Consider the following 5,247-nt stretch of genomic DNA (forward strand, 5'->3'; position numbering starts at 1 on the left):
CTACTACGGTGCTAAAACTCGCTAAAGCAAAACAGGCGGAGGCCGCCGCTCGGAAATCTAACGCCCAGGCAATACTTGCAGAACAGCGCACTAATGATTTAAGTACCAGGGCCGCAGAGCGTGAAGAAAAAGCACGTAACAAGGCCAATAAAGCTACAAAGGAAGCACAGCGTGAATACAAAAAACTTACTGCCGAATACAGGCAATTGGTTAACGCTGCTGAAGATGCCGGTGCTGCTTTGGGTACCAATTCACAACAATACATTGAAGCAGCCAAGCGAGCCAATGAAGCCAGGGCGGTAATTGACAAGATCGACCAGGGGCTGGGCAACTTCCAGCGGAATGTGGGCAACTATGCCAGCGGATTCAGTGGATTATCCAACTCATTAAACCAGATCACACGGGAATTGCCGGCGTTTGCAAATAGCGTGCAAACCGGTTTTCTTGCCATTTCGAACAACTTGCCTATATTTTTCGATGAGATAAGCAAAGTAAAAAAGGAAATTGTTGAACTAAGGAAAGCCGGGCAGCCAGCCCCATCCCTGTTTAAGGCCGTTGCTGGTTCTTTTTTTACCTTGGGTACAGCGTTATCTTTAGGCGTTACCGCACTTACGATTTACGGGCCACAATTGGCAAAGTTTATACAGTCATTGTTCCAGGGAAAGCAAGCATTAGATAGGTTCGCTGAATCACAACGTATTTTAGGCGAAACACTAAAAAGCGGTGGTTTGGTAGAAGCAGCCGCCAGCGTGGCTGAACTTCGCATAAATATTGACCTGGCCAAACAAGGGTTCCTCGACAAGGATAAAGTGGTTAAGCAGTACAATGAAAGTATCGGAAAAACCACAGGTGAGGTAAAAAGTCTGGAAGAAGCAGAGAAATCACTACAGAAAAATGCTGATGCCTATATTAAAATGACCTATTATAAGGCTGCAGCACAGCTCTCACTGCAAGAGGCGGCCAAAAAGTCATTGCAGGCTGAAATTGATAGACAAAAAAATTTAGATGAATTTGTAAATAATTTTGACCGCGCAAGGGCAACTATATTCACACCCACAGCACCCGGATTTGTACCAATCAATAATGAAGCACAAAGGCAGGCTGATGAATACAGAAAGAAAAAAGCACAAGAACGCCAAAGAGAACTAGTAAAAGAATCAGAAGACGAAGCTGATATTTTTATTAAAATAGGTACTAAATTCCAAAAGAAAGCAGCAGAAGCAAGCAAAAAACTCAATTTCGATTTTTTCGGTGGAACTCAAGACAATAAAAAATCTGATTCAGACCGATTGAAAACTGTAAGGGCTAAAATATTCACAGCTGAACTGGAGGACTTCAAAAACCAATTGAAAGCATTGTCTGATTCAGAAGAGCTTTCTATACGCTCCCGTCAAAACTTTAGAAAGGAGGCAGCCGCCATTGAGCGTAAACTACTGAAAGATACCGCGGCATTTGAAATACAGCTAGAAAAAGATAAGCTACAAGAGGTATTGACCGATAAAGACGCAAGTGCTACTGCAAAAATAAATGCACAGAATGAATATGCTGCAAGAACGCAGGAGATAGAACGGGAGCTTTCCTATAACCTTATTAAATCAAATAAGGAAACTGAATTTGCATTACTGAAAATTAAAGATGAGTCATTAGAACGCCAGCTTAAACAATACGAAGAAGAGTATAAAGAGTTAGTTTCCGCAAATAAAAAGAAAGAAGAAGAGCAGGACCGATTTAATAAGGCTCAAGAGGATATTGATTTGCAAGGATTATCTAATTCATTTCAAGAAAGCATTGCTATTCTGGATCAGAATTTTGCAAAGATCGACCGAAAGCGTAAGGATTTCCCTGAAATAGAAAGGAAGTATAATGAAGACCGGTTAAAAATCCAGGAAGAATATCAGATTAAGGCACTAGAATCACAAATCAAGTTTGCAGAACAACAGCTTGCGATTGAAAAACTGCGTGCATTGGGTATAAAAGATGATGAGACACGTCAGAGGATAGAGCTGTCTGAAAAGAATCTGGCCAGCCTCCGGATTTCATTGAGCAAGCTCGTGGCAGACACCCAAATCAATCAGAGCAGACGAGTTTCTGAAGCTGAAAATGAAGATTTACAAAAAAGGTTAGAGAATATTCGGCGGGTTGGCCAAACGACTATTTCATTTCTTTCTGCATTTGGCGAAATAGCGAACATCGGTGATGAAAGAGAAAAAAACCGTATTCAGGAGCAAATTGAATTGATCGAAGAAAAGAAGCGGAGAGAAATAGAAGCTATCAATGCTACTGCGTTAAGTGAAGAGGAAAAAGCTGCCAGGATTAAAGTAATTGAGGCCCAGACAGCAGCAAGAAGGGAGCAATTAGAACTTCGCCAGCGGCAATTAGAACAGAGAAAAGCCCGATTCCAAAAAGCCATTTCAGTAGCTACAATTATTGCTTCAACAGCGGAGGCGGTAGTTGCTGCGCTAGGAAGCAAACCCTACACTCCAGGAAATATTGCCCTCGCTGCTTTTTCAGGTGCTCTTGGAGCGGCACAACTGGCTACTGTTATTGCGACACCAATACCACGCTATAAACACGGCATTTATGGCAGTAACTCCCATCCAGGGGGCCTAGCGCTAATTAATGACGGGGGTAAGCAGGAGGTAATTGTTGAACCTGGGGAAGAGCCATACCTACAGCGCAAAATGAATTTTCTTTCTGAACTTCCGAAAGGAACTCAAGTATATCCGGATGTTGAGGTATTTAACAGAATGAATTCAATGGAATTGCGTAGTCACTTACCAGTAACTTCTCAGTCTCATCCAGGTACCTCTGATAAATTGCTAGAAAAACAGATAAGAGCTACCAGGGAGTTGGGTCGGATAATTTCAAGCAAAAAGGAAACTCACTTTCATTGGAGCAATGGAGAGCTGAAGAAATCGGTTTCAAAGGGGACGGCATGGACCAATTACCTGAACTCAAGTGTGTTTGATTAGGTTCAAGTCCGTATAACTCCATGGAGTAAAAGGCTCAGGAATTGATTTACAGTATTGTGTAAAATAAAATCCTGGCTATGTAGCTGAAATGTAGCAAAATCAAGGGATCCCGTAAAATGGTCTCTTGATTTTTTTATTTTCTTAGCTATTGCATAAGCTCTTTTCAATAATTACTTTTAATCAAAACCTTAAATCATGACAGAAGATAACCTACTTATGTATGCATTATTTGCAATTGTTGGCTTTATTTTCTGGTTTTTTATAACCAGATGGGTGCATAAGATTGAAGGCCGGAATGATCGACTGAATGCAGCCGTATTATTATTGGCTGAAATTGCACTGAAGCAGGGCGTTGATCCCGATAAGATAGAAGGGATTTTTAATTCTAACGGTTTGCAGAATCCACCGCGACCAGGTAATGAAAATCCTCATGGAAAAATAAACCCGGCAGCGGCACACGATAAATATGCGTTGCCTGTGATTCCGGAATTAAAAAAGGATGAGAGATAACGAAAACAATATTATTTTGTGAGCTCATTTTTTGCCTTATATCCTTTAATAAAAATCCTTTCGAATTCACTATTTGGCATTATAGGGAGAATTACATCATTTAGTACTGTTCCAAGACATCTTGTATATATAATTCCCCTGCTTGTAGAATATGCAATGTTTGCCATTGCGATTATTAAATCCTGTGATAACTCAACGTGCTCTCCCTCACCAGGAGAAGATAATTCGTCTATATTTTCTACGAAGAAGATATATGAAATTTCATATGTTCCTTCAACCCTTATATCAGTATCAATTTTATTTTTAGCTTTTAAAACAACCAGGAAATTTACTTTTGCTTGTTTACTTTCCCTACTGACTGCAAAGTTAAATTTGAAACTCATAGTTCTTGAAAAGTCCGACTTAGGAACCTCTTGTAGATCAAGCTGATTAACTATTGAAGCATTTATAATCTTAATACTTTCTAATTTCAACTGATCAATATTAAATTTTCCATTCATATTATGATGGTAGATTTACTAATTTGGTCTCAATATTTTCACCAATAGGAGTAACCGGAACGAATAAGGCGTTTGATTCAAAAATCTTACCATTACTGTCTACTACAACATCCTTTTGCTCTTCCATATATCCAACACATGCTTGGACAAAATTAGTGTCTGGAGCTTCACTCCTAATCGCCAAAATAGAAACACCACAAGCCGCCTCAATTTTACTTACTGTTCTAAATGTAAAATTGTGAGTTCCGCTAAACCATTTCGAAATTTGAGCCTCAGTTTTCCCAAGGCATTCCGCTAATAACTTTTGCTTGCCATCAAATTTTTCATTTACTAAATCAACCAACCGTTGTGTGAAATCAATTGAATGCTTAATTTCAATTTTTTTATAATCAGGTGTTTCTTCAATTATTTTATCAGCAATCGATGAATTAATTTTTTTTGGAACAGAATAGCGCTTCATTGTTGTTGATTTACAGTTCAAAATGATCATCAATCAAAAGAGATCGGTTATCATCTGATACGAGAATGTCTTTAAATGCAATTGCTCTGGTTATTCTTGAGGATATTAGATTAGCTGTGTTAAATGGATCACTACAATTTTTACAATCTTTTACTTTGGGAGTGGTTTTATAACATCCATTAAATAATATTATAATATTTTTATTAATTGGTAAGCAATATAATCGCAGCCCGTAGCCATTGCAATTGTAATCTTTTACCTCACCCACTTCTTTAAAACGGAATGCCGCCCCCTCTGGTTTAAAAAAACTGCTTACAAATCCTTTTTTATCACCTATTATTTTCACAAAGTTCACAAGGCTCACAAGACTGTCCTGTAATGCCTGGTGCTTCTGAATTTTAATAATAAATCGTTCAAATTCACTACGTTCAGCGTCATCAATTATGACGGTGTAATAGGTAATATGCCTTAAACGCCAGTATTCTACTATTGTTGCACCCAACTTAACTTATAAGTTAAGAACAAATATAGAGCCAAGGATTGATATGGCAATACATTTATTCAGTTAAAGATTGTTACAAAATAATGTGGTAAATATCTTCTACAAAATTATAGCCCTCTTTTTATAGTATATATTTATGAAAAAACTGCTACACTTTTGCTACAATCTGCAAATAAAAAAGCGCAAACCCTTACTGGGACCGCGCTTTTGCTTTTTAGATGCGGAGAGAGCGGGATTCGAACCCGCGATACCCTTTAGAGGTATACACACTTTCCAGGCGTGCTCCTTCAACCACTCGGACAC

5 protein-coding genes are annotated in these 5,247 nt (G+C 38.7%); 2 read left to right on the forward strand and 3 right to left on the reverse strand.

What is annotated here, in order from left to right:
• Nucleotides 1–8 precede the first annotated feature (8 nt).
• Nucleotides 9–2,972, forward strand: a complete 2,964-nt coding sequence (locus A1D16_RS00510) for a hypothetical protein (protein ID WP_290706655.1) — start codon at nucleotides 9–11, stop codon at nucleotides 2,970–2,972.
• A gap of 195 nt (nucleotides 2,973–3,167) precedes the next feature.
• Nucleotides 3,168–3,482, forward strand: coding sequence for a hypothetical protein (locus A1D16_RS00515; RefSeq protein ID WP_290706657.1), 315 nt, complete (start codon nucleotides 3,168–3,170; stop codon nucleotides 3,480–3,482).
• A gap of 11 nt (nucleotides 3,483–3,493) precedes the next feature.
• On the opposite strand, the gene A1D16_RS00520 is transcribed toward A1D16_RS00515, so the two are convergent.
• The 3 genes from A1D16_RS00520 to A1D16_RS00530 are packed head-to-tail and all read right to left on the reverse strand — an operon-like array spanning nucleotide 3,494 to nucleotide 4,944.
• On the reverse strand, nucleotides 3,494–3,982 hold the full coding sequence (locus A1D16_RS00520; protein WP_290706659.1) for a hypothetical protein: 489 nt from the start codon (nucleotides 3,980–3,982) through the stop codon (nucleotides 3,494–3,496).
• Between the two features lies 1 nt (nucleotide 3,983).
• Nucleotides 3,984–4,442 carry a helix-turn-helix transcriptional regulator gene (locus A1D16_RS00525; protein ID WP_290706662.1) on the reverse strand — a complete coding sequence of 153 codons (459 nt, stop codon included), beginning with the start codon at nucleotides 4,440–4,442 and terminating at the stop codon, nucleotides 3,984–3,986.
• 10 nt (nucleotides 4,443–4,452) lie between these two features.
• Complete coding sequence (locus A1D16_RS00530) at nucleotides 4,453–4,944, reverse strand: hypothetical protein (RefSeq protein WP_290706664.1); 492 nt, start codon at nucleotides 4,942–4,944, stop codon at nucleotides 4,453–4,455.
• Nucleotides 4,945–5,247: the final 303 nt, after the last annotated feature.

Source organism: Flavihumibacter sp. CACIAM 22H1 (genome assembly GCF_001601815.1).
Lineage (GTDB): Bacteria > Bacteroidota > Bacteroidia > Chitinophagales > Chitinophagaceae > Flavihumibacter.